Here is a 22,883-nt window from a genome sequence, read left to right as displayed (position 1 = left end):
GACCCATGAAACTCATTCAAGAGCCCGATTTCGAAACCCCGCCGTCAAGTCCGACAAGACCGTCACGCTGACGATCGACGGCTTCGAGATCACCGTGCCGGAAGACATTTCCGTCATGCGCGCGGCAGCGGAAGCGGGGATCGCGATCCCGAAGCTGTGCGCGAACGACATGGTCAAGTCTTTCGGCTCCTACCGCCTGTGCCTCATCGAGGTCGAAGGAAAGCGCGGCACGCCGTCGTCCTGCACGCTTCCGGCAAGCTCCGGCATGGTGGTTCACACCCAGACGGACAGGCTGAAGAAGCTGCGCCGCGGGGTGATGGAACTCTACATTTCCGACCATCCGCTCGATTGTCTGACCTGTGCGGCGAACGGCGATTGCGAGTTGCAGGACATGGCGGGCGTCGTGGACCTGCGCGACGTGCGCTACGGCTATGACAGGGAAAACCACGTCAAGGCCGAGGCCTCCGACGGCGCCGACAATTTCCGCTGGATGGCCAAGGACGAATCCAATCCCTACTTCACCTACGACCCGTCCAAGTGCATAGTCTGCTCGCGCTGAGTGCGGGCCTGCGAGGAAGTGCAAGGTACCTTCGTGCTGACCATCGAGGGCCGCGGCTTTGAATCGCGCGGCTCGCCCGGCATGCACGAGAGTTTCCTCGGTTCCGAATGCATTTCCTGCGGTGCCTGCGTTCAGGCCTGCCCGACCGGTACGCTTCAGGAAAAGTCGATTATCGAGATCGGCCAGCCGAAGCATTCGGTCGTCACCACCTGCGCCTATTGCGGCGTCGGCTGTTCCTTCAAGGCGGAGATGCGCCGGCGACGAGCTTGTCCGCATGCTGCCCTACAAGGAAGGCAAAGCCAATCACGGCGACCGCATCCTCAACCCGATGATCCGCGAAAAGATCTCCGATCCCTGGCGCGAAGTGACCTGGTAAGAGGCTTTGGCCCACGTAGCGAGCGAGTTCCACCGCCTGCAGTACCAGCACGGGCGCGAAAGCATCGGCGTCATCACCTCCTCGCGCTGCACCAACGAGGAAACCTTCCTCGTGCAGAAGCTGGCGCGCGCCGTCTTCGGCAACAACAACACCGATACCTGCGCCCGTGTGTGTCATTCCCCCACCAGCTACGGCCTCGGCCAGACGTTCGGGGCCTCGGCCGAAACCCAGGATTTCGACAGCGTCGAGCAATCCGACGTGATACTGGTGATCGGCGCCAACCCAAACGACGGCCATCCAGTCTTCGGCTCGCGGTTGAAGAAGCGGTTGTGCGAGGGCGCAAAGCTCATCGTCATCGCCCCGCCCCGCATCGACCTGGTGCGCACCCCCATGTGGAGGCAGCCCACCATCTGCCGCTCCGCCCGGGCACCAATGTCGCGGTGCTGACCTCGCTTGCCCACGTGATCGTCACCGAGAAGATCTACGACGAGATCTTCATCCGCGAGCGTTGCGACTGGAACGAGTTCCAGGATTGGGCGGAATTCGTCTCGCGTCCTGAAAACAGCCCTGAGACGGTCGGCGCGCTTGCCGGTATCGATCCGAAAGAAATCCGCGGCGCAGCCCGACTTTATGCCACCGGCGGCAATGGCGCGATCTATTACGGGCTGGGCGTGACCGAACACAGCCAGGGCTCCACGGCGGTGATGGCGATCGCCAATCTCGCCATGGCGACGGGCAATATCGGCAGGCCCGGCGTCGGCGTGAACCCGCTGCGCGGTCAGAACAACGTGCAAGAGTCCTGCGACATGGGCTCCTTCCCGCACGAGTTCCCGGGCTATCGCCATGTCTCCACCGGCGCGGTGCGCGAGAGCTTCGAGAAAATCTGGGGCGTCAGCCTCAACGACGAACCGGGCCTGTGCATCAACAACATGCTCGATGCCGCCGTCGACGGCTCCTTCAAGGGTATCTACATCCAGGGCGAGGACATCCTGCAGTCCGATCCCGGCATCCACCATGTCGCCGCCGGGCTCGATGCCATGGAGTCCGTCGTCGTCCACGACCTCTTCCTCAACGAAACGGCGAACTACACCTACGTCTTCCTGCCCGGCTCCACCGTCCTGGAAAAGGACGGCACCTTCACCAATGCGGAACGCCGCATCAACCGCGTGCGCAAGGTCATGACGCCGAAGGCGGGCTATGCCGACTGGGAGGTGACCCAACTGATCGCCGACGCCATGGGGGCGAACTGGTCCTACAGTCACCCCATTGAGATCATGGCGGAAATCGCGGCGACCACGCCGAGCTTCACCGACGTCACCTACGACCTGTTGGAGGAGAAGGGCTCGATCCAGTGGCCCTGCAACGACGCAGCCCCCGAGGGCACGCCGATCATGCATGTGGGCGGCTTCGTGCGCGGCAAGGGCAAGTTCATCCGCACCGAATACGTCGCGACCGACGAACTCACCGGGCCCCGTTTCCCGCTGCTTCTCACCACCGGGCGTATCCTCTCCCAGTACAATGTCGGCGCCCAGACCCAGCGCACGGCCAATTCGGTCTGGCACGAGGAAGACCGGCTGGAGATCAACCCGATCGACGCGGAAGTACGCGGCGTGAAGGACGGCGACTGGGTGCGCGTCGTAAGCCGCTCCGGCGAGATGAGCCTGGGGCCCTGATCACCGACCGCGTGGCGCCGGATGTGGTCTACACGACCTTCCACCGCCCCTCCACGCAGGCCAACGTGGTGACCACCGACGATTCCGACTGGGTGACCAGTTGCCCGGAATACAAGGTCACGGCCGTGCAGATCTCCATGTCAAACGAACCGATCGACTGGCAGCTCGAATATGAAGAGCAGGCCCGCAGGATCGCAACCACGGTCGACGCCGTTGAATAACTGCCGGCAACGGAAACAATACCCGAGCCGCCACCTCCGGCCGTGAGCCGCCCCTTGCGGCGGGAGGCAATTCGTTCAACGGCCCCGCTTGTCGGGCACTACCGGGAGAAGCCGTCCATGTCGGCTGCAAAACTCGTCTACAAGGCGAACCAGATCGAGACCTTTTTCCAGTCCCAGGCCCCTGAAGAGGCCGCCGCCGGCGTTGCCGCTCACATCAACAAGTTCTGGGAACCGCGCATGCGCCGGGAGTTTTCCGAAACCCTCGGCCAGGACGACAACGGCCTGAAGCCGCTGGTCATCGAAGCGGCGAAAATGATCGAGTTCCCCGAGCCAGTTGCATGACCCGGATCGGCGGGTGCCTGGGCCCGATCGGCCGCCCCAGATAAAAAAACGGAACCAAATCGTGTCTCGTTGAGTTATATCGCCGAGTGGAAAGGTAGTGCGGGCTCGCGCTGCCTTGTAAGGGCTCCGACACGAGGCTCATATGGCGTCAAAACAACTTCGACCAGAGAGCTCTGTCGTCCGGATTCAATTGATCTGAACGGCAAGAGCGTGCACAACGCATCAAACTTGATTGGCTTGTTACCGTCCAGGCGGGGTCGTCTGGACGGAAGGTGTTATTTATTGCCGGAAATCCACAGGCGGTACCCGACTTAATTTTTCGCCCTCTCTGCCATTCTTTTCCTCCACGACCACCTCAAATCCCCCCCGTTGGCGCAATGGCGTCCGCCGGTTCCAGGCCCTGACCGTTCACGCACCCCCATGCATGGAAACGGACAGATCCGGAACCGCAGAAGGCGGAACCGTCTGAGGCGCGAGACTGCGCACCACGTTCACGCGAGCAGCCGTCACCGAACGGCGACGCGGCGTGAAACGGACATGAGAACGTTGCCGAACGCGGCACGTGATCAAGGTGCAGCGCACCTCGACATTCCCCCCGCGCATCCGACACCCGCATTCGCAAAAACCCGCGATCCACAAGATATTAACCTACATGGCATGATTGTGGCCGCGAATTATAGACAACCAACGCTTCAGTATTCATGTAGAGAACGATACTTCATGTGACGATCACAGTGAATCTAATTATGAAGACTCGTCCATATGCCAAATTAAACTACGTCAAAACAGAGTGATTGACGGTCAAATTTTTAATACAGTCACGATACTAAGAGAGCATGAAAGAAAAACTGATCGTCAAAAAACTCTAAAAGTTCTTCAATAATGATAATAGCGAGGGGCTGAAACGCCTGAAACGCGGCGAAACGAAAGAGGAAATATTTCGGGAAACTGGCGTTGTTGTCGGCGTGAACGATGTCAGCTTCGAGGTTCATGAAGGCGAGATCTTCGTCATCATGGGTCTTTCAGGGTCAGGCAAATCTACGTTGGTGCGCATGCTCGACGGCCTTATCCCGCCGACATCCGGTGAAATCTGGATCGACAAGAACGATGTCGCCTCCTGTGGCATGTCCCACCTGCGCGAAGTGCGAAGGCACAAGATCACGATGGTGTTCCAGCACTTTGCGCTGTTCCCTCACAAGACGGTCGGCGAAAACGTCGCCTACGGTCTGAAGATGAAGGGGGCGAGCAAGCAGGAACGCCGTGCGGCCGCACTGGAAGCGCTGAGCAAGGTGGGTCTTCAGGACCACGCCGACAGCTATCCTTCCGAACTGTCCGGCGGCATGCAGCAGCGCGTGGGCCTTGCCCGCGGATTGGCCACCAATCCGCAGATCCTTCTCATGGCCGAACCCCTTCGGCGCACTCGACCCGTTGATCCGGCGCGAGATGCAGGACGAACTGATCGTTCTTCAGAAGGAACTGAAAAAGACGATCATCTTCATCACCCACGACCTCAACGAGGCGCTGTTTCTGAGCGATCGTATCGCCATCATGAAGGACGACTCTTTCGTGCAGGTCGGTACCGCCCAGGACATCGTCTCCGACCCGGCCGACGACTACGTGCGCGCCTTCGTCGCCGATATCGACCGCAGCCGCGTCTACACGACTTCCGATATCGCGCTGGAAGCGCACAAGATTTCGCCCAGGGCGACGGTCGCCGATGTGCTCAAGGTGATGGTGATCAACGACGTCGACACCATTCACGTGGTGAAGGACGGCGTGGCGGGCGGCTACATCACCCGCCAGGACGCCAACGACGCGCCTCCGGGAACCCTCGTCTCTAAGCTGATGAAGCCCGAGCCGCCTCCAGAGAAAGAAGACGCCTACCTCAACGAGCTGTACGGCCCCGCCCAGGAGGGCGTTCCGGTTGCCGTCACCAACGAGGAAGGCAAGCTCGTCGGCGTGGTCACGCAGGAAAGCATCTTCGATGCACCTGGTCGGTGACGACGGAGAAAACCACTCCGAAGAGGAGGTCGAGGACGAAGACACGGCTGCGGAAGAAAGCCCCTCCGAAGCAAACGAAGAGCAACAAGACGACATGAGGTCGCAATGATTAGTCCACACGGACTTCTTGTCATTCCGTTCGATGATTGGATCAATACCTTCGTACGCGGGTTCCTGGTCCCGAATTTCCGGCCGTTCTTCCGTGCTCTTCAGGTCCCGGTGAATGAGATTCTGAACGCTCTCGACGCGTTCTTTGCCTAGATTCCGATGGTGGTCACGACCGCCGTCTTCGCGCTCATGTCGTGGCGTATCGTTGGTCGCGGCATGGCGATCCTGACGATTATCAGCTTCATCTTCATTAACATGATTCAGTTGTGGCCTGAAACCATGACGACCCTGTCGATGATCATCACGTCCGTGCTTTTCTGCACGGTCATCGGTGTTCCGACCGGCATTTTCGTGGCGAGAAACGACCTCGCCTGGAAGATCGTCCGGCCGATCCTCGACATCATGCAGACGGTGCCGAGCTTCGTCTATCTCGTGCCGATCGTCATGCTGTTCGGCGTCGGGATGGCACCGGGCATTATCGCAACCATCATTTTCGCGCTGCCGCAGATCATTAGCATGACAAATATCTGCATCCGCAACGTGCGCACCGACCTGATCGAAGCGGCGGAAGCCTTCGGCTCCACGCCGTGGCAGATGCTGTGGGAAGTGCAGATTCCTCTGGCCATGCGAATCATCATGGCGGGTCTGCACCAGACCCTGATCCTGGCCCTTTCCATGGTCGTCATCGCCGCGCTGATTGGCGCGGGCGGATTTGGCCTCGTAGTCAATACCGACCTCGGCCGGCTGGATGTGGGCGGAGCGACGGCCGGCGGTGTCGGCATTGTGATCCTGGCCATCGTCCTCGACCGCCTCACGCAGGACCTTGTCGAGCCGCATTCCGGCTCGTCCTTGCGCGAAGCTCTGCTGTCCTTCTTCAAGGGGCAGAACATGGAGCAGGAAGCGGCGTCCGCGACACAGGACAAGGCGGCTTAACTGCCGTCTGTACCCGGGCCTTTTCGGCCCGTTTTCAGAAGTAGCCAAAATTCCAGGGGGGGAGCCGGCTCCGATCATCGTTTCAAAAACGGAGAGACATATGCCTCATCTAATGCGATCCCTGACAGCCGCAGCCATATTTGCGATCGGACTTTCGCCGACGGCCGCTTCGGCTCAGGAGCAGCCTGGCGAAGGTGTCACCGTGAAAATGGCACAGGACACCTGGGATACAGGCTGGTTCCATTCCGAGATCTACAGCCAGCTTCTCCAGAAGCTCGGCTACGACGTCCAGGGCCCGACCACGCTTGATGTCCCGGCCTTCTACCAGTCCGTCGCCCAGGGCGACATGGACCTCTGGGTGAACGGTTGGTTCCCGCTGCACAACACCTACAAGTCCACCATCGACCAGGGTGCCGAGCTTGTCGGCGCCGTGGCCAAGGGCGGCGCCCTCCAGGACTACCTGGTCGACAAGGCGGCGATCGAAAAGTTCAACATCAAGTCGCTGGAAGACTTCAAGCGTCCGGAAGTCAAGGAAGCTTTCGACCGCAACGGCAAGGCTGATCTCGTGACCTGCCCACCGGGCTGTGCGCATTGCCGAGACGCTCGACAAGCTGAAGCTGCGTGACGACATCAACCCGATCAAAGCCGGCTACTCCACCTCCATGGCCGATGCGATCACTGCCTACCAGAGCGGCGAACACATCATGTTCTACACCTGGACGGTGAACGAGCTGAAGCCGGGCAAGGACGTCATGTGGATCGAGGCAACCACCAACCCGGACATCGAGATGCCCAAGCCCGCCACGGGTCTGGACACCTGCGTCGCCGACCCCTGCACCATGAGCTTCCAGGCCAACGACATCGTGCCGGTGGCCAATACCGAGTTACTCAAGAAGAACCCGGCCGTGAAGAAGCTTCTGCAGGAAGTCTCCATCCCGCTTCCGGACATCTATGCCCAGAACGCCGCGATGAACAAGGGCGACGACGACGTCAAGGCCCAAGCGACCGCCTGGATCGAGAAGCACTAGAAGGAAGTCGACGGCTGGCTCGCCGCAGCCCGCGCTGCGGCGAAGTAATCGCCGAACGAATAACCCTCTAACGGGTCACGATACCGGGCGCTTCGGCGCCCGGTATTTTTTGCCTGCGGTTTGGGGATGGCCTCAAGAACCGAGCCGACGGCGACACGGCACAGACGTATCCCCTCTCCCATGAGGAAAGGTTTAGGGTGAGGGGTTTCGATCTCTCAGGAATACGGAAAACGCGCATCCCCTCACCCGGCGCATACGCGCCGACCTCTCCCCATGGGAGAGGTGATAGAGCCAGGCTCTTGTGCTGATTTGGCTTTGAGCCGCACGGATGATGTCGTCAGCTACGCCGTTGTGTAGCGGAGATATTGCAGCACGTCTGGAGCGGCTCCCTCTCCCATGGGGAGAGGGCTGGGGTGAGGGGAGGAGATCTCTCGTGGATACGGAAAGCCCGCCCACGAATGCTACCGGTCAATCACGACATCCGATGTCGGCCTGGAGCAGCACAACAGGATCTGTCCCTGATCGACCTCGCGCTGGCGGATCCCGCCGCCGTGCTTCATGTCGACGGTGCCGGAGACCATGCGGCTCTTGCAGCTTCCGCGAAGCCCGCGTGCGCAGGACGACGGCAGCCGGAGGCCCGCCGCACGCGCCGCATTCAGGATCGTCATGTCCGGCCCGCATTCCAGAACTTGCCCGCTCTTGGCCAGTTCCACGCGGAAGACGGTGCGCTCCACCGTCTCGTCCGACTCGGGGATCTCGAAGTCGTCGTCCTCTTCCAGGGCGGCGAAATTGAAGCTTTCCTGGTGGTAGTGCGCCATGTCGTAGCCGAGCTCGGCCAACATCATGCGCACCGCTTCCATAAACGGCTCCGGACCTCAGCAATAGATCTCGCGCTCGTCGAGATCGGGCGCGATGAGCTGCAGCATGACGCTCGACAACCGCCCGGTCAGTCCGAGCCAGCTCTTTTCCTGCGAGAGGTTCTTGCAGATGAGCGCAAGCCGCATGCCTTCCTGCTGGCGCGCCATCATGTCGAGTTCCTGACGGAAGATGATGTCGCGCGGGCTGCGGACCGCATGGACGAAGATCATGTCGCGATCGTCACCGAGATCCGCGCTCGTGCGCGCCATCGACATCAACGGCGTGATGCCGCTTCCCGCCGACAACAGCAGCCACTTCCGCTCCGTATCAAGGTCGGGAACGAAATCGCCCATCGGCCCGACGGCGCGGATCTCGTCGCCCGGCTTCAGATTGTCGTGCGGCCAGTTGGAACAGATCCCGCCGGGAACGCGCTTGACCGTGATCGTCGCCCGGAAGGGCCGCGCGGCGGATGCGGAGATGGTGTAGCAACGCTGGATCTTCCAGCCATCCACCGGCAGATCGAGGGTGAGGAACTGCCCCGACTGGAAACGGAATTGGCAATGGTAACGTTCTGAAAAGATGAAGGTCTTGACGTCGTGTGTCTCCTCGCGGATCTGGTGACAGACAAGCACGTCGTCCACATCCGGGTTCCACTCGGGCAAAACGGCCTGAAATTCCCTCGTTTCCGAAGGCGGCGGCTGCAACAGCATGGCGGGCTCATCCTCTTGCCCGGATCCGGCGGCGGCAATATCGGCGCCAGGGCCTTCCCTCGTCATTCCCCCGCCACCGTGTCTTCGACCAGTGCCAGCGCATTCAACAGGTACGCCGACATGCGATCGACGTACCACTGGCAGAACTTGTCCACGAAGCTCTCGGTAAAGCGCGAATAGGGCCCCGGCTCATAGGCCGGTTGCGCGATGCCGGTATGGGCGAGCGCGACCAGATCCGCGTCCTGCTGGTTGGTCATCATCCAGACGCGGAATGAGGTTCTCCAGATCGTAGTCGCGGCCCTCCACGGCATCCTTGTGAACCAGCCGATTGGTGCGCACTAGAGTGCGGTCCGGCCCGAGCGGCATGCACATGAAGGTGACCGCATGATCGGCCATGAAGTGATACCAGGAATTCGGATGCGTCCAGAAGGACAGCCCGTCGAGCCGCGCATCCTTGAAATTCGACAGAAGTTTCTTCGAGTCGCGCCGCGTATCGAGCGTATGGGACTCGCCCGCTCCCATCAGCACCAGCCGCCGCGTGCGATAGCCGGTGGTATTGTCCAGCGCCTCGCATTCATCCGACGGCAGGCCCAGTCCGGCCCAGCGCGCATAGGCGACCTCCAGTTCCGCCTGATACTTGGCGATATCCGCCCGGCGGTAATCGTCAATATCGTCGGGCGAGAAACCGAAACCGTATTCCTGCAGCGGAACGGTCAGCTCGGGATGGTTGATCGCGCAGTGATAGCACTCGCGATTGTTCTCCATCGTCAGCTTCCGGTTGCCGTCTTCGATGAGATCGTAGGAATAGGCGACCTTGGAATTGGCGATGTCGTGCGGCGCGATATAGGGGGTGACGGCCTCCGCCATCCGGTCGAAATCGTCGGGCGCTTCCTCAGCCAGGCAGATGAAGATCAACCCGGCCAGGGCCAGGGTGCGCAGATGCACCGGCTTCAGCCCATGGCAGGAATGATCGAAATCCGGCCCCATGTGCTCGGCGAAAAACAGCTCGCCCGTCTCGCCGTAGGTCCAGCCGTGATAGGCGCACACGATGTTGCCGATCGTCGCCTTCGGCCCCGTGACGAGACGCGCCCCGCGATGGCGGCAGACATTGTGAAAGGCGCGGATTTCCATGTCCTCGCCACGCAGGATCAGCACGGGACTCGCGCCCACCTTGACCGTCATGCAGTCGTCCGGCTCCACGCCGACGAAGATCCAGTGCCGGTGGAAGATTAGGTCCATATCGAGGTCGAAGAAATCGGCGCGCGTATAGAGCGGCGCTTCAAGCGCTGTAGCCCGGAATGCGGCGTTGCAGCATCGCCTCGATGGAGGGTTGACCCGTCATGCAGATCACTCTCCCCTCGCGTGGGAACCTGAACTGCGACAGATTGTCCGCCCTCAAAAAGACGCCCGCGTATGAATTTGCGACAGAGTGTTTTCTGGAACCGACAAATTTCACAAAACAAGAGCTCAAACGACCTTGCGGATCTCGCAAGTGCCGCAAAGGGATATGCGCTCGTCAGGAGCGTCCCTTGTCCGCCTCCTCAAGCGGCAGAACGCCCTTGCCGGCAAGATAGTCATAATATGGCGGCGGCGGCCTCTTCAGGCTGAGGCCCGACCAGAAGCCGCCCCTCCCCGGCCTTGGCCTCCGTCATCGCCTTCATCCGTTCCAGCGCCGATCCGCCGCCGGGCATCGCCATTCGCTTCGGCCGGGCCCACCAGGGATGCATCTCGCTTGCCGCCAGAAAGGCATCATCCGGATTTGAAGCTGCAAAGGACAGGATCTGCCCGCGCCGTGCCTTGGCAAAGGCCGGGGCCCGCGGCACCGGCCCCGCCTCGTTGACCAGCAGAACCGATGGCAGCCGGACAGAAACCTCCCGCCGACGCCCGTGGGAAAGCGCCTGCACCACGCGCGCCGTCTCCCCCTCGCATGCGACATCCGCCGCATCGCACAAGAGCGACGTGCCCAGCGCCTCGGAGATCAGATAGGGCACCATCCCGCTCTGTTCACCTGCCTCCGCCCGCATGCCCGTCAGTACCAGATTGGGCTTTATCTCCCGAAACCGCGCAATCAGTGCCGGAACCGGATCGCATCCGGCAGAGCATGCCAGAACAGTCAAGCTCTCAAGCCCCATGCCGAGATAATCCCGCAAGGCCGGGGCTTCAGGATCGCCCGCGTGAACGGCATGGATTTCCGCGCCCGGCATCCGCAGAGCCAGTTCCAGCGCCCGGGCATCGAGCCCGGCGCACCGCGCCAGCCCGCTTGCAGGATGGAGAACGAGCGAGAGAAGCACCGCGACCTTAATCATCGCTCCTGCCCACATCGTTCGGTCCCCGCCACTCAGTCAGCAGTCGCAGAAGTGCGGGCATGACGGCCTGCGCATCGGCGACAATGGCGAGATCCGCCCGCTTGATCATCTCGGCATGAAGATCGGTGTTGACGGCAATCACGCTGCCGACCCGCGTGATCCCCTGCAAGTGTTGCGGCGCGCCGGAAATCCCCAGCGCAAAATAGCACCCGGCCGTCACCAGTATGCCGAATGCTCCGACCTGCCGTTCACCCGGCAAGTGCCCCTGATCGCACACGACCCAACTGCCCACCCGCGTCGCGCCAAGCGCTGCGGCAAGATCGGCGAAGACGTCTCAATCCGTCACGCCGTTTCCGCCGCTCAACAGGAAATCGGCTTCTTCCAGCGCGACCGTATCGGGATCGATCGGCAGACGCCGGGCACTGACGATGCGTCTCTCGGCCGGTTCAAGCGACGGCGCATCGGCAACGCGGCCCTCATGCGGCGCACCGTGATGGGCTGGAAAAGCATAGGGCACGACAGAGAGAAGACGCGGCAAAGTTGCCGACTATCCGAGGCGCCCACCATCCGCCTTGCGCACTCCGCGCATCTCGCCGTTTGCTCCCGACTCCAGGGTCTCTACACCGGAAAACAAACGGTCTCCCAACCGCGCCACCACCCGTCACGCGATATCGCCCCCATCTGGCGTCTCGGCAAACACCACATGGCGGGGAGAGAGAGCCGTGATCGCGGCAAGTACGGCGGCCGTCCGCCCTTCCGGATCATAGGCCCGTTCATCCTCCAGCAGAGCGCTCATGACGCGATCCCCCCCGGTGGGTCCGAAATCGCCGTCGCCGCCCAGCGGCAGAGCACAGACAGCCCCGCCGCCCACATTCGCCAGAACCCGGCCGGCCGCAATCAGTTGACGATCCGCTTCGCTCAACCCGCCGTCCGCCATGTCGAGCACGACGAGCACATGGAACGCGGGATCGGAAATGACATGCACCGTTTCCACCGGCGTGCGGGCCGCGATTGCCACGCCTGTCTCGCGCGCGGGAACGACTCCGCGCCATGCAAGCCTCAGACGCGGCGCTGTGGAAACCGCGCGGCCTGACGCAACAGGCGAGGTTCGCGCCGCACCCGGGCGCTCGACGACTTCAATGCGGACAGAGCGAAACGCAGACGCGCGCATCCGGTCTGCCGCCTCTCTTCGCGCTCACGTCTTGGATCCCGGCGTACTCTCATATCGCGGCCTCCAGCACCAATTCCGTGATTTCGCGAACCTGCGGGCGCGGCCCGACCACGCCTTCCAGCATCACCGTGCAATTCGGACAGGCGACAGCAACGCAAGCGGCCCCGGTTTCTCGCGCCTGATCCATGCGCACGTCCGGAATGCGCCGATCCCCGGCAATATCGGTCACCGGCGCCCCGCCCCCACCGCCGCAACAGCGGGAGAATTTGCCCGAAAATTCCATCTCGCGAAGCTCCACACCGAGTGCATCGAGCAGCTTGCGCGGCGCGTCCTTCTCGCCGTTGTAACGATCGAGATAACAGGGATCGTGATAGGTCAGCGCCTCCGGCAGGCCCTTGAGCGTCAGCCGTCCTTCCTCCACCAGATCCAGCAGGAATTGGGTGTGGTGGACGACATCGAAGACGCCGCCGAAGGCCGGATATTCGTTGCGAAGCACATGCAGGGCGTGCGGATCCATCGTCACGATACGCTTGAAGGACACGCCTTCCAGCGTCGCGATGTTCCGGCGTGCGAGATCCTGAAACGTCGCTTCGTCACCGAGCCTGCGGGCAAGATCGCCACAATCGCGCTCCTCTTCGCCGAGCACCGCAAAATCGACATCCGCCTTGTGCAAAAGCTTGATGAAAGCGCGCAGAGATTGCTGACCGCGCAGGTCAAAGGCCTCATCTCCCAGCCATAGCAGCACGTCGACCCCGTCCCGCTCACCGGCCAGTGGCAGCGCGAGATCGGAGGCCCAGTCGATCCGGCGGGAGAGCGGCAATCCGCCGGGATTATCGGCTGCGCGCAATTCTTCCAGAACGCCTGCTGCCTTTCGAACCGGCGCAGATCGACGACCGCATCCACATGCTCGATCATCATCGGACAGGCTTCGACACAGGCCCGGCACGTGGTGCAGGCCCACAGCGTATCGGGTGGATCGCCGCCCCCCACCGACCCACCGACCCACCGGCAGCAGCGGCTCGCCTTGTCCTGACGGTTCCCGCCCCGGATGCCCATGCCCCGCATAGCCGGTCGACCCGTCTCCCAACGCTCCGACGAAATCCTGGATCATCGCCTTCGAGTTCAGCGGCAAGCCCGTCGCATAGACCGGGCACACGATCTCTCACCGCCCGCATTGGACGCAGGCCTCGAACCCCAGAAGCCTGTTCCAGGCAAAATCGAGCGGCACTTCCGTGCCGAGCTTCGGATCGTTCAGATTAAGCGGATGGAGAGCCGTCTCACGGCTGCGCCTCTTGTCGGAAAACCGGTTGGCGCGCGGATGGACAACGAGATACAGCGCGCCGTGAACAGCATGTTTCAACGGTCCGCGCCCAACACCCAGCACGAGGTCCCCCCCCACGGAAGGCCGAGCACGGCAAAGGCCGCAGTCACCGGCTGAGGCAGGACACCGCCGGCAACACGATCGACTGCGACCACAAACAGCCCGACGGCATAGGCAAGCAACGAGAACGGCAGCCGCGCGAACCGCTCGCCTGAAAGCTCTTTCGGCCGCGACACCTGCCGTCGCTAGCCGACCATCAGCGCCCCCGCAAGCATCACCGCAAGAGCGAGCCCCGCCAGCGCCCAAACGACGGCCCCGCCCAATCTCGGCAAAACGGCCAGAACGATCAGGACCAACGAGGCAAGAAAGCCCCCGGCGGTCAGCGCATGAAACCGCGCATTGAAGGGTTTGCGGCCGACAATGTCATGCACATCGACCAGATAGCGCTTCGGCAGCGCCTTGAACCCGGCGACCAGATCGACCTCCGCCGCAGCCCCCGCCCGCCAGCGCCGCGAATAGAGCGCGGCGAGCGATGCACCCGCGACCAGCAACGCGATGACAGCCCAACTGACGAGCCCCGCGACCATGGTCTCACAGGTCCTTGCACAGCCGCGCCGCGTCATATATCGCGGCGTGAATGTTGCGGCTTGCCACCGCATCGCTCAGATAGAAAAGCGCAAAGCCGCCCGCCCCGTTCAACCCTTCGACCGACGGCTGCGGACGATCGCCCAGAAGCGCATCGATATCCATCTCGCCGCGATTGACCGACGTTTCTCTCAGGTCGTGATAAAGCCCGTCCTCGGGCAAGGTGCCGTATTCGACCACCACCTGATCGACGAGCCGTTCCTCCTCCTCCAGCGTGAATTCGTTGCGCAGCACCGCCACCCGCTTGTTACCCTCCATATAGATCTCAGTGAGCTGCAGGTTGGGCGAGAAGATCACCCCGTGCTTGTAAAGTTCACGCAGGTGAACGGATTGATTTGTGACGCCGATTTCCTCGCCGATCATCCGGTCGAGCGTGGCGATCTCGACGAGCGCCCCCTGCTTTGCCAGCATCTCCGCGCAAAACGGCGCCTGATGCTGACCGATCCCGTCATAGATGAGAATGTTTTCCGCAGGCTCCACCGCACCCGTCAGCATCTCCCAGATCGTATGCGCAAGCTCCGCGCCGGGTATGGAACCGCGGTTCGCCATCCCGCCCGTGGCGATCAGCACCACGTCCGGTGTCTCGGCCGAGATCGCTTCTGCGGTCGCGGCTTCTCTGAGCCGCATCTCGACGCCCTTATTCTCCGCCTGCTGCGCAAGCCAGCAGGTGATGCCCGACAGGGCCTCGCGCCATGTCGCTTTGGCTGCGATAGAGACCTGCCCGCCCGGTGCCGCGTTCTGAATGCACAGCGCATCGCCCCCGGCATAGATGCGATCGATGCAGTAGCCCGCGCCGACGCATTGACGGATATCGTCGGCCCGACCTTCCATCAGCTTCCTGACGATATGGGGATCGGCGATATGGGCCCGCGTCATCGCCACCATGTCGATATGGCCTTCGGAAACCGCACGTCCGGCCGTCGCCAGATCCGTGATGCGCTGGGCATGGAAGACCAGCACGCCGACCTCGCGCTTGATGGCGCTCGCCAGTGCAAGAAACGGCGCGACGGGAAAGGACATGTTGGGCAGCGAGATCGCATGGGCCAGATGATCGCGCGCCTGCCCGCCGATGAGATTGATGAAATCGACCAGCCCGCGCTCCATCAGCGTGCGGGCGATGATCAGGCAATCTTCATGGCTGAGCCCATCGTCGATCAACTCATCACCCGACATGCGGATGCCGATGATGTAATCGTCGCACACACTTTCGCGCGCCGCCTCCAGCGCCTCGATGGAAAAGCGCATGCCGTTTTCCAAGCTTCCGCCGTACTTGTCGCTGCGCTTGTTCGACGACGGACTCCAGAACTGATCAATCAGATGGCCGTGGGCGGCGGAGAACTCGCACCCGTCGAGCCCGCCTTCCTTGCAGCGGCGCACGGCGGCGGCGAAATCCTGCACCACACGCGCTATGTCGGTATCTTCCATCTCCTTCGGGGTAGAGCGGCTGGCAGGCTCGCGTTCGCGCGAGGGAGAAACTGTCGTCGTCAGCCAGTTTTCTGTATCCCAGCACGTGCGCCGTCCCATATGGGTGAGCTGGCTCATCAGCGCCGCGCCGTGGGCATGGATACGATCGGAGAACTCCCGAAAATACGGAATCACGCCGTCATCTGCGATGGAGATCTGGTTCCACGGCGTCGCCGGGCTGTCCGGCGAAACGGAGGAAGAGCCGCCGAACATGGTCAGGCCAATACCGCTCCGGGCCTTTTCCTCGTGATAGAGTTGGTAGCGCTCCTGCGGGCGACCGTCCTTGCCGTAGGAAGGCGCGTGGCTGGTGCTCATGATCCGGTTGCGGATCGTGAGCCCCTTGATCGTCAAAGGCCGGAGCAGGGCATCGTGCGGAGCGGACATCGGCAACTTCCTTTCACGATACGAGTTTGAAATCGCGACCGAACGCCTTCACATCCCTTTGCGACAAGTTTTGCGCCAATTGCGACAGACCGCCGCACTTTTTACCGATATTCCCCCATCGCATTCTCCAGCCAGCGCCAGAGATATTCGGCAAAGTAGCGCCTCGGCAGAATATCGAAGGTAGGGACGTCATCGATCTGGACAAGGATCACGCCCGAACGCGCCAGAAGCGTCTGCGCGCACTGACCGGACGCGAATTACGAGGGATGCAGATCGAGACTGCAACCCAGCGCCCAAAAGCCGGAAGATCGTCCGGTTGCCCGTCACATCGACCACGGCGCAATGGCGGTCGCCGAACGCTTCCCTGAGACATCCGACGAGACCCGTCTCCATTCCCGGCGCGCTCAGCACCAGCCATTCGTCCGGCCCTAGCCAGAGCACCAAGACATCCCGCCCTTGCGCCGCCGTGTTGGGCGCAAGCGGCAGAGCGCAGCTGAGAACCGAGGCGACGGCCTCCAAAAAGCCCGCATTCTTCGGGTCGCCGCGAAGATCGATCTGCCCGCCGAGCGGCATCTCGCGAAGGGTCAGAGGTCCGGCCTCGACAAACGGCTCCAGCCCCGCAAACGGCCGGGTTAGCGCTCCGGCGCGCATATCGCTCGTCATAATCGCATCAGCCATTGAGACGCTCTCCCTCGGCATCAAAGAAGATCGACGCCACCACCTTGCACAGCAAGGTTTTGTCCCCGAGCGACGCATGAACCGTCGCATCCATCGGGTTCCGGTCGCCCTTGATCACGGCAAGCGCGATGGAGCGGCCGAGCGTAGAACTGTGATAGCTGGAGGTGACGCGACCCAATATCGACACGGGCGGCGTGCCGTCAGCTTCCTCGGTGATCTGTGCAACTTCCGGCAGAACCTCGTTCGGGTCGTCGGTCAGAAGCCCGACCAGTTGCTTGCGATCGTCGCGCGCCGTGTCGGGCCGCGAGCAGGACAGCTTGCCGACGAAATCGGCCTTCTTCTTCGAGACGATCCAGTCGAGACCGAGATCGTAGGGCGTCACCGTGCCGTCGATCTCCTGCCCGACGATGATGAGCCCCTTCTCCGCCCTCAACACATGCATCGTCTCCGTGCCATAGGGCGTCAATCGTATTTTCTCCCCGGCCGCAAAGATTGCCTCCCACAGCGCCATACCCTGATAGGCGGGCACGTTGATCTCGAAGGAGAGTTCCCCGGTGAAGCTGATCCGGTAGACGCGGGCCTCGATCCCAGCGACCGTTGCTTCCTTCATCGACATGAAGGGGAAGGCCTCAACAGAGAGATCGAGATCGGGTGCCAGATCGCGCATCAGACCGCGCGCCTTCAGCCCAGCGATGGAAGCGATTGCCCAGTGCCCGGTCACGGACGTCAGATAGACCTTCATATCCGGCCATTCGATCTGAAGGTGGTCCTCCAGCCGGTCGAGCACGGCGGCCGCATTGCCGGTGATCGTCGTCATCAGGAAGTGGTTTTCGCCGAGCCGCAAGGTCACGCCGTCGTCGAAGGTCATGCCGTCTTCCTTGCACATGATCTCATATCGACACCGCCCGATGTCGAGCTTCGACCAGGCATTCGTGTAGACGCGGTTGAGGAAGTCGGCCGCATCCGGGCCCTGAATGTCGATCTTGCCGAGCGTCGTCGCATCGAGCACGCCGACGCTATTTCTGACTGCCAGACATTCGCGCGACACCGCATTCTGCATGCTTTCGGCGTTCTTCGGGTAGTACCAGGGCCGCTTCCACTGGCCGACATCCTCGAAGATCGCGCCACGTGCCAGCCATGCATCGGCGTTACGCGGGCAACATCCGACAACTCGCCAACGTCCCGCCCGGCGAGCGTGCCATAGGCCACCGGCGTGTAGGGTGGACGGAAGGTCGTGGTTCCGACCGCCGGGATCGGGCTTGAAAGTGTGCGGGACAGAATCGCCAGCGCGTTGACGTTCGAGGTCTTGCCCTGATCGGTACCCATGCCGGTCGTCGTGTAGCGCTTCAGGTGCTCGACCGAGCGATACCCTTCCCACGAGGCCAACATGACGTCGGCCGCCGTCAAGTCATTCTAAACGTTGACGAAATTCTTCGCCTTGCCGAACCCGACTGGCTTCTTGCCCGGAACGATCCAAAGCGGATGGATCGGCTGAGGCTCTTCCGCCTCCACCTTCGGAAACGCGGCTCTCTTCGCCGGGGTCAGCCCAGCAGCCTCGGCAGCCGCACGACCGGCCGCAGCGCCCTCGCTCAGAGCACCGAGAAGCGAAAAGGCTCCGTTCCAGGCCCCGGCCGAGCTTTCGGCCTGCACCGAGCGATCCGGTACGAAACAGGCCTTTTCATCGTCATATAGAAGCTTGCCGCCCGATTGCGACATCAAATGCACCGCCGGGGTCCAACCGCCCGACGCTGCCACGAAATCGCACGACAACCGCTCCACCGGGCCGCTGGCCGTTTCTCCGTCGGCGGCGAGCCGGACAATCTCCACGCCCTTCACGCGCTTGGTACCATTCACGCCGACGATCGCGGCCCCGCAGATGACGCGAAGCCCCACCGCGAAGGCGCGCTCCGCTGCCGGACCCATTGCCTGCACACGCACGTCCAAGATGGCCTCGATCCGACATCCGGCCTTCGCCAGATCGATTGCGACGTCATAGGCGCTGTCATTGTTGGTGAAGACAACGCCGCAACGCCTCGGCAGTACGCCGTAGCGGTTGGCATAGGTGCGGGTTGCTCCCGCCAGCATGATCCCCGGCCGGTCGTTGTCGGCAAAGACCAGCGGCCACTCATGCGCGCCGGTTGCCAGAACCACGCGCTTGGCCCGCACCTTCCAGAGCCGCTGGCGCACCCCGTCCGCGCCCCGCCCCAGATGATAGAACTTACGCTCAGCCAGCGTCAGATAGTTGTGGTCATAATAGCCCGCAACCGTCGTGCGCGGCAGAAGCCGGATCTCCGGAAAGGCCGCGAGGTCGGCCCGGATCTTCTCCACCCACTCAGTAGCCGGCCCCCCCCCCGTCGATCTCGCGAGCCGCGCCCAGAAGGGAGCCGCCGAATTCCGCCTGCTCATCGGCGATGATCACCCGCGCCCCGGCCTTGGCCGCCTCAAGCGCCGCCATCAAACCGGCAGGTCCCGCGCCCGCGACCAACACATCGCAATGGGCGTGCATCTTGTCGTAAGTGTCAGAATCGGCCTCCTTGGGCGCGACGCCGAAACCTGCCGCGCGCCGGATGATCGGCTCGTAGACCCGCATCCAGAAGCTTTTAGGATGCATGAAGGTCTTTGTAGTAGAAGCCCGCCACGAAGAGCTTGGAGAACAGGTCGTTGATTGCCCCCACATCGTGGGAGACATTCGGCCAGGCATTCTTGCTCGCGGCGATTAGTCCGTCGTAAAGCTCGATCTGGGTCGCTCGAAGGTCCGGCTCGCTGAAGGCACCCGTCTCAAGCTGAACGAGCGCCGTCGGCTCCTCCGATCCGGCCGACACGGTGCCGCACGGACGGTGATACTTGAAGCTGCGCGCAACGAGATGCACCCCGTTCGCCAGCAACGCGGAGGCGAGCGTATCGCCCTGATACCCCTGATACCGCTTGTCGTTGAAGCGGAACGAGAGAGGATTGGCACGGTCGATGCGACCGCCGGAAGAGGTCCACAAATCCGCCATCACCGTTCCTCCCCGACCGTCTCGGCATTGCAGGCATAGACCCGATTGATCCGGTAACTCACCGTATCGCGCTCGACATTGAACCCGCGCCGGCACCCGGCGCTATGACACCACCGTTCCTTGTGCGCCCCCTTCGGATTATAGCGCATGAACAGGAACTCGGTCCATTACTCGTCGGTGAGCGCGGATGGGTCTTCCGGCCGGGCGATATGGGCTTCCCCGCCATTAGGAGAATTCGATTTCGTCACCCGACCCGCACCAGGGGCATTCGATCAAGAGCATGACTGGGCCCCTTTCGAGAAAGCCGCTTCAAACTGAGCTATCCGGGCTCCGCCCCCTCCTCCGTCATTGCCCGGCGCAGTCCGGGCAATCCATGGGCGACGACATGCCGGGCCCGCGCGATGGATCCCCCGGACTACGCCGGGGGATGACGGCGGGGAGACTGAAAACCGAAACGAAGCCTGTCCCATATCCGTCCCCTCAGTGCGCCACGGCGGCGGCGGCGTGTTCGTCGATCAAGTGGCCGGAGGTGAAGCGTTCCAACGTGAAGGGCGCGTTGACCGGGTGCGGTTCATCCTTCGCGATCGTGTGCGCGAAGACCCAGCCAGACCCCGGCGTTGCCTTGAAGCCACCCGTTCCCCAACCGCAATTGATGAAAAGATTGTCGATCGGCGTCTTCGAGATGATCGGGCTCGCATCGGGCGTCACGTCGACGATGCCACCCCATTGCCGCATCATTCTGAGCCGAGAGAAGACCGGGAAAAGTTCCAGCAGCGCGCCCATCTGATGCTCGATCATGTGGAAGCTGCCGCGCTGGCCATAGCCGATGAAGACATCGATGCCCGCCCCGATCACCAGTTCGCCCTTGTCGGACTGGCTGACATAGACATGCACCGCGTTCGACATGACCACGCAATCGATGATCGGCTTGACCGGCTCGGACACCAGCGCCTACAACGGGTGGCTCTCGATCGGCAGCCTGAGGCCCACCATGTCGGCCATCACCGAGGAATGACCGGCGGTGACGATCGCCACCTTGCGCGCACCGATGAAACCCTTGACGGTCTCCACGCCCGTGATCTCGCCGCCTTCGCGGCGAATACCGATCACTTCGCAGTTCTGGATGATATCGACGCCGCGCGCGCTCACCACCCGCGCCAGCCCCCAGGCCACCGCATCGTGGCGCGCCGTGCCGCCGCGACGCTGCAACGTGCCGATCGGATAGCGCACGTCGTCGGACGCGTTGATGATCGGGCAGAAATCCTTCACGGCCCGAGCCATCCAGCCACTCGCTGTCGATGCCGTTCAGCCTGAGCGCATGGGTCCGCCGGTGCGCCTCGCGCACATCGGAGAGATTGTGTGCGAGATTGAGCACCCCGCGCTGCGAGAACATGATGTTGTAGTTGAGATCCTGGCTCAGCCCCTCGTAGAGCTTGAGCGAGGTCTCGTAGAGCGCCGCGCTCTCGTCCCACAAGTAGTTGGAGTGGATGATCGTGGTGTTTCGGCCGGTATTGCCGCCACCGAGCCAGCCCTTCTCGACCACCGCCACATTGGTGATGCCGTGTTCCTTGGCCAGATAATAGGCAGTCGCCAGCCCGTGCCCGCCCGCCCCGATGATGACGACGTCATAGGCAGCCTCCGGCGCGGCATCGCGCCAGGCCCGCTCCCAACCGGCATGGTGGGACAATGCATTATTCGCCAGTGCGAAAACGGAATAGGAGGCCATGCCCGATCATCTCCCCAACACGCCTCATGACAGGTATCGGCAAGCATGATCCCGAAACGGAACCTGCCGCTAGAATGGCAGGGCCACCGCACTTAAATAAACCCGACATCGACAGGTCGAAATCGACATCGCACGGCAACGCGGGACGGACAGCCCCCGCAAATCCGGCCTACTCGTAAAAACGCCGCTCCTGCGGGCCTTGCGGCTTGTCCGGCCGTCGCATTGGGATGGTCAGTCCCGGCCCCGCGGTCTCGCTTTCCTTGCGCACTTGCGACGGAGAGAGGCCGAACACTTCTCGGAAATAGCGCGAGAAATGCGCACAATCGGCAAACCCCGCCTCAAGCGCCACGTCGGTGACAGGGCGGCTCAACGTCTTCAGCATCCACAGCCCGTAGCGCAGGCGCAAAAGCCGCTAGAACCGATTCGGGCTCATGCCCGTCGCCGACTGGAAGACCCGTTCGCACTGCCACGTGCTAATCTTGAGCTTCGCCGCAATCTCCTCCATGGCGAGCGGACTGCTCAGATGCTACTCCATCATCAGCATGGCGCGGCGGACACGCTCATCGAGCACCGGCCCGCCCACCGGCGGCGGCGGTTGCGACTGGCCGGACGGGCGTCCGGGGTTCACCTGCAGGATATGCATCGCCTTTTGCGCCGCGGCCCGGCCGAGATGCCACTCGATCAGAAAGGCGGCGAGATCGACCACGCCCGCCCCGTCAGAACAGGTGATGCGGTCGCGATCCTCGATGTAAAGCTGCTCGGCCACCGGCACGAGATCGGGAAACTCCTCCACAAAATCGCCGAAGTGATACCAACTCACGCAGCACGCGCGATCCTGCATCAGCCCCAGGCGCGTCAGCACGAAACTGCCCGTGCACACCCCGATGAGCGGAATTCCGGCGCGCGCCGCCTTGTGCAGGCAGGCGGTCGCCGCCGGACCGATCTGCGGCCCGCGATGAAGCAGGCCGCCAACCACGACCAGATAATCGAGCCCCGAAGAATCGTATTCCACATCCGGCGAAACGGGGATCCCGCAACTGGACATACGTGCTTCGCCCAGACGCCCGAGAATGCGCCACCGGCATCGGATCGGACGGCTTCCGTCCCCCTCGTCGGCGGTAAGGCGCAGGACATCGATGAAGCTTGAAAGCGCCGTCAGCGTGAAGTTGTTCGTGAGCACGAACCCCACCGTCAAGACGGGGCGGGTCATCGTCCCGGAGCCGTTTTTCGAACTATCTGCCTTTCGCGTCCCGTTCCTCCGCGCTAACCACCCTTCGCGCTCCTCACCTTCCTCCTCGCCCGCCTGCGCAATGACCGCAACCGGCGGCATGGGAGGTTCCTCCATGCTCTGCGCGAACGCGCTCATGCGGTAGCAATGCT

General features: G+C 62.5%; 21 protein-coding genes and 7 pseudogenes. 7 read left to right on the top strand and 21 right to left on the bottom strand.

Features of this window, described 5'->3' with window-relative positions:
• Window positions 1-5 precede the first annotated feature (5 nt).
• Window positions 6-2,829 (top strand): annotated as a pseudogene (gene fdhF / locus QNJ43_RS22020) (formate dehydrogenase subunit alpha).
• 117 nt (window positions 2,830-2,946) lie between these two features.
• Window positions 2,947-3,171 (top strand): formate dehydrogenase subunit delta, encoded by a 225-nt coding sequence (locus tag QNJ43_RS22015; RefSeq protein ID WP_300473132.1) that lies wholly within the window; start codon window positions 2,947-2,949, stop codon window positions 3,169-3,171.
• 818 nt (window positions 3,172-3,989) lie between these two features.
• Here QNJ43_RS22015 and QNJ43_RS22010 read toward each other — a convergent pair.
• Entirely contained in the window at window positions 3,990-4,163 is a 174-nt protein-coding gene (locus QNJ43_RS22010) for a hypothetical protein (RefSeq protein WP_300473129.1), read from the bottom strand.
• 21 nt (window positions 4,164-4,184) lie between these two features.
• Between QNJ43_RS22010 and QNJ43_RS22005 the strand changes: the two are divergent.
• The 5 genes and pseudogenes from QNJ43_RS22005 to QNJ43_RS21985 all read left to right on the top strand — a co-directional run.
• Window positions 4,185-4,523 (top strand): annotated as a pseudogene (locus QNJ43_RS22005) (ATP-binding cassette domain-containing protein); the annotation flags it as partial.
• A gap of 91 nt (window positions 4,524-4,614) precedes the next feature.
• The gene (locus QNJ43_RS22000; RefSeq protein ID WP_300473127.1) at window positions 4,615-5,172 is read left to right on the top strand and encodes a CBS domain-containing protein; all 558 of its coding nucleotides are present in this window, start codon (window positions 4,615-4,617) and stop codon (window positions 5,170-5,172) included.
• A gap of 267 nt (window positions 5,173-5,439) precedes the next feature.
• The gene (locus tag QNJ43_RS21995) at window positions 5,440-6,213 is read left to right on the top strand and encodes an ABC transporter permease subunit (RefSeq protein ID WP_300473124.1); all 774 of its coding nucleotides are present in this window, start codon (window positions 5,440-5,442) and stop codon (window positions 6,211-6,213) included.
• A 208-nt stretch (window positions 6,214-6,421) separates the two neighbouring features.
• Entirely contained in the window at window positions 6,422-6,838 is a 417-nt protein-coding gene (locus tag QNJ43_RS21990) for a glycine betaine ABC transporter substrate-binding protein (RefSeq protein ID WP_300473404.1), read from the top strand.
• Window positions 6,798-7,241: a glycine betaine ABC transporter substrate-binding protein gene (locus QNJ43_RS21985; RefSeq protein ID WP_300473122.1), complete on the top strand. Its 444-nt coding sequence runs from the start codon at window positions 6,798-6,800 to the stop codon at window positions 7,239-7,241. The genes QNJ43_RS21990 and QNJ43_RS21985 overlap by 41 nt, the downstream gene beginning before the upstream one ends.
• Window positions 7,242-7,702: 461 nt before the next feature.
• Here QNJ43_RS21985 and QNJ43_RS27640 read toward each other — a convergent pair whose 3' ends face one another.
• The 20 genes and pseudogenes from QNJ43_RS27640 to QNJ43_RS21890 all read right to left on the bottom strand — a co-directional run bounded on the left by QNJ43_RS27640 (window position 7,703) and on the right by QNJ43_RS21890 (window position 22,833).
• Window positions 7,703-8,086: a 2Fe-2S iron-sulfur cluster-binding protein gene (locus QNJ43_RS27640; RefSeq protein ID WP_346433096.1), complete on the bottom strand. Its 384-nt coding sequence runs from the start codon at window positions 8,084-8,086 to the stop codon at window positions 7,703-7,705.
• Window positions 8,087-8,116: 30 nt separating this feature from the next.
• Window positions 8,117-8,809, bottom strand: coding sequence for an FAD-binding oxidoreductase (locus tag QNJ43_RS27635; RefSeq protein WP_346433095.1), 693 nt, complete (start codon window positions 8,807-8,809; stop codon window positions 8,117-8,119).
• Window positions 8,810-8,871: 62 nt separating this feature from the next.
• Window positions 8,872-9,991 (bottom strand): annotated as a pseudogene (locus tag QNJ43_RS21975) (aromatic ring-hydroxylating dioxygenase subunit alpha).
• A gap of 392 nt (window positions 9,992-10,383) precedes the next feature.
• Window positions 10,384-11,115: an electron transfer flavoprotein subunit beta gene (locus QNJ43_RS21970; RefSeq protein WP_300473120.1), complete on the bottom strand. Its 732-nt coding sequence runs from the start codon at window positions 11,113-11,115 to the stop codon at window positions 10,384-10,386.
• Entirely contained in the window at window positions 11,108-11,407 is a 300-nt protein-coding gene (locus QNJ43_RS21965) for an FAD-binding protein (protein WP_300473118.1), read from the bottom strand. The genes QNJ43_RS21970 and QNJ43_RS21965 overlap by 8 nt, the downstream gene beginning before the upstream one ends.
• Window positions 11,408-11,449: 42 nt before the next feature.
• Window positions 11,450-11,653 (bottom strand): hypothetical protein, encoded by a 204-nt coding sequence (locus QNJ43_RS21960; RefSeq protein WP_300473115.1) that lies wholly within the window; start codon window positions 11,651-11,653, stop codon window positions 11,450-11,452.
• Window positions 11,654-11,776: 123 nt separating this feature from the next.
• Window positions 11,777-12,133, bottom strand: coding sequence for a hypothetical protein (locus QNJ43_RS21955; RefSeq protein WP_300473113.1), 357 nt, complete (start codon window positions 12,131-12,133; stop codon window positions 11,777-11,779).
• A 202-nt stretch (window positions 12,134-12,335) separates the two neighbouring features.
• Window positions 12,336-13,442 (bottom strand): (Fe-S)-binding protein, encoded by a 1,107-nt coding sequence (locus tag QNJ43_RS21950; RefSeq protein WP_300473110.1) that lies wholly within the window; start codon window positions 13,440-13,442, stop codon window positions 12,336-12,338.
• A 6-nt stretch (window positions 13,443-13,448) separates the two neighbouring features.
• Window positions 13,449-14,194, bottom strand: a pseudogene (locus QNJ43_RS21945) (DUF3483 domain-containing protein).
• A 4-nt stretch (window positions 14,195-14,198) separates the two neighbouring features.
• A complete protein-coding gene (locus tag QNJ43_RS21940; protein ID WP_300473107.1) occupies window positions 14,199-16,100 on the bottom strand; it encodes an NADH:flavin oxidoreductase in 1,902 nt (633 codons plus the stop codon).
• Between the two features lie 189 nt (window positions 16,101-16,289).
• The gene (locus QNJ43_RS21935; protein WP_300473105.1) at window positions 16,290-16,778 is read right to left on the bottom strand and encodes a sarcosine oxidase subunit gamma family protein; all 489 of its coding nucleotides are present in this window, start codon (window positions 16,776-16,778) and stop codon (window positions 16,290-16,292) included.
• Window positions 16,771-17,898 (bottom strand): glycine cleavage T C-terminal barrel domain-containing protein, encoded by a 1,128-nt coding sequence (locus tag QNJ43_RS21930; RefSeq protein WP_300473402.1) that lies wholly within the window; start codon window positions 17,896-17,898, stop codon window positions 16,771-16,773. The genes QNJ43_RS21935 and QNJ43_RS21930 overlap by 8 nt, the downstream gene beginning before the upstream one ends.
• 125 nt (window positions 17,899-18,023) lie before the next feature.
• Window positions 18,024-18,167 (bottom strand): annotated as a pseudogene (locus QNJ43_RS21925) (hypothetical protein); the annotation flags it as partial.
• A 24-nt stretch (window positions 18,168-18,191) separates the two neighbouring features.
• Window positions 18,192-19,106, bottom strand: a complete 915-nt coding sequence (locus tag QNJ43_RS21920) for a hypothetical protein (protein WP_300473102.1) — start codon at window positions 19,104-19,106, stop codon at window positions 18,192-18,194.
• Window positions 19,107-19,110: 4 nt separating this feature from the next.
• Window positions 19,111-19,389: an FAD/NAD(P)-binding oxidoreductase gene (locus QNJ43_RS21915; RefSeq protein ID WP_300473100.1), complete on the bottom strand. Its 279-nt coding sequence runs from the start codon at window positions 19,387-19,389 to the stop codon at window positions 19,111-19,113.
• Complete coding sequence (locus QNJ43_RS21910; protein WP_300473097.1) at window positions 19,379-19,777, bottom strand: (2Fe-2S)-binding protein; 399 nt, start codon at window positions 19,775-19,777, stop codon at window positions 19,379-19,381. The genes QNJ43_RS21915 and QNJ43_RS21910 overlap by 11 nt, the downstream gene beginning before the upstream one ends.
• Window positions 19,777-20,059: pseudogene (locus tag QNJ43_RS21905) on the bottom strand (sarcosine oxidase subunit delta). The gene QNJ43_RS21910 and the pseudogene QNJ43_RS21905 overlap by 1 nt, the downstream one beginning before the upstream one ends.
• 198 nt (window positions 20,060-20,257) lie before the next feature.
• Window positions 20,258-21,503: pseudogene (locus QNJ43_RS21900) on the bottom strand (sarcosine oxidase subunit beta family protein).
• 169 nt (window positions 21,504-21,672) lie between these two features.
• Window positions 21,673-21,909 (bottom strand): helix-turn-helix domain-containing protein, encoded by a 237-nt coding sequence (locus tag QNJ43_RS21895; RefSeq protein ID WP_300473095.1) that lies wholly within the window; start codon window positions 21,907-21,909, stop codon window positions 21,673-21,675.
• A 120-nt stretch (window positions 21,910-22,029) separates the two neighbouring features.
• Window positions 22,030-22,833 carry an AraC family transcriptional regulator gene (locus tag QNJ43_RS21890; protein ID WP_300473092.1) on the bottom strand — a complete coding sequence of 268 codons (804 nt, stop codon included), beginning with the start codon at window positions 22,831-22,833 and terminating at the stop codon, window positions 22,030-22,032.
• Between the last annotated feature and the right edge of the window lie 50 nt (window positions 22,834-22,883).

The sequence above is a fragment of the Breoghania sp. genome, from assembly GCF_030066895.1.
Classification (GTDB): Bacteria; Pseudomonadota; Alphaproteobacteria; order Rhizobiales; family Stappiaceae; genus Breoghania.
Note: the sequence above shows the minus strand (reverse complement) of the source record. Positions and strands in the feature narration are given on the sequence as shown.